This is a genomic window from Rhodobacter sp. Har01, from assembly GCF_020564565.1.
Taxonomy (GTDB): domain Bacteria; phylum Pseudomonadota; class Alphaproteobacteria; order Rhodobacterales; family Rhodobacteraceae; genus Pseudogemmobacter.
In genome coordinates, this window is record NZ_JAJCTD010000029.1 from 1 (window position 1) to 1,734 (window position 1,734).

Annotated in this window: 1 protein-coding gene; it reads right to left on the reverse strand. The window is 71.8% G+C overall.

The features are described from left to right. Window positions 1-25 precede the first annotated feature (25 nt). A complete protein-coding gene (locus LHP98_RS19250; RefSeq protein ID WP_227254159.1) occupies window positions 26-1,486 on the reverse strand; it encodes an efflux transporter outer membrane subunit in 1,461 nt (486 codons plus the stop codon). Window positions 1,487-1,734 lie beyond the last annotated feature (248 nt).

The window sequence follows — 1,734 nt, forward strand, 5'->3', positions numbered from 1 at the left end:
GACCCATCTTTGGTGTCCTGGTTTGTCAGTTTTCGGCTTTTGGGTCTTTCGGGATGGGGTGTGTGTTGTGGCTGTTGCCTGAGCCGAGGGCGACGTTGAGGGCGACGTAGCTGCGGCCGAGCTGGCGCAGGTTTTCGGCCAGCGTCAGGTCGGCGTCGGCGATCGATTCCTCGGCGTCGATCAACTCGCCGATGGTGGCGCCCTCGCGGCGGACCAGGTCGCGGGTCAGCTCGGCCGCCTCGCGGTAGAGCTGCACGGTGCGGCGCGCGGCGGCCACCCCGGCGCGGCTGCCGGCATATTGCGCCAGCGCGGTTTCCACCTCGGCGATGGCCCCGAGCACGGTGGATTGCCACGACAGATGCGCCTGGCGCGCCTGCGAGCGGCGCACCTCGACGATGGCCCGGCGCGGGCCCTGCGGCAGCGCCGGCAGCACCAGGCTGGGCCCGAAGTAGCTGTCCGCCCCGCCCTTGCCGGCGATCACCGCGCCGCTGATCGTGCCGCCCAGCGACAGCCGGGGGTAGAGATCGGCCTCGGCCGCCCCGGTCTCGGCCACCGCGGCATAGTACAGCCGCTCGGCGATGCGGATGTCGGGCCGGTTGCGCAGCAGGTCGGTCGGGATGCCGGGGTCGGGCGCAAGCTTCGGCACCGGCTGGCCGGCGCTGCCGCCGGCCAGATCGGCCATGGCGCCGGGCATCGCCCCGGTCAGCACCGCGATCTGGTTGCGCAGCGCGCGGATCTCGGCCTCGACCGGCGGGATCCGGGCCAGCGTCTCGGCCACCAGCGCCTCGGCCCGCACCAGGTCAAGCCGGGTCGCCGCGTCCTGCTCGACCAGCGTCCGGGTCAGGTCCAGCGTCTGGTTGCGCGAGGCCTGCTGCTGGCGCAGCAACTGCAGCACCCGGCGCTGGTAGCACAGGTCCACATAGGCATTGGCAAGATTGTAAAGGATCAGCAGCCGCGCCGCATCCACCTCGGCGTCGGCGGCGTCGATCCGGGCGTCGGCGGCCTCGGCCTGCCGCGCCCGCGCGCCCCAGGGGTCGAACAGCCATTGCAGGCCAAGCGTCACCTCGGCCTCGTTGCGGCCCTCGACCGCGCCCAGGCTGCCGGCGGCGCGGCGCCGCCCGTAGCGGCCCTCGGCGCTGGCCGAGCCGCCCCCGGCCAGCGTGTCGCGCTGCGCCTCGGCCTGGCTCACCCGCTCGCGCGCCAGCGCCAGGCTCAGGTTGCCGGCCAGCGCGCGCTCGACCAGCGCGTCAAGGCCGGGGTCGGAGAACCCGCGCCACCAGGCGACGTTCTCCATCAGCACCGGCGCCCCGCTGCGAACGGTCGAATAGCCGTTCAGAAAGGGAAATGCCGGCGCGCGATAGCCCGGGTCCGCCGCGCAGCCCGCGACCAGCCCGACCACCACCCAGAGGCCCACCCAGGGGCGCACCCCGAGGCGCGCCGATGAAAGCAGCCCGCGGAAGAGCCCGCGTCTCGTCCCGTCCGACATTCCCGTGCCTGCCCGTCTTGCGTCCCGGGCCCCACGTTCGACCGTGGCGTTCGTCCGGAACAGCTTTGCCTCACCAGACTCTGCCGCAAATCCTCTGCCGGAACAAGAAAATCACCGCCAGCCCCCCGGATCCCCCAGCCCAGACCCCGCTTTAATCCAGACTTGTGCCAACCCTGCATCACCAAACAACGGAAAAGACCACCAAAACACCAAATCAACCGTCCCGGAACGCGTGCTCAAGCTGGTCC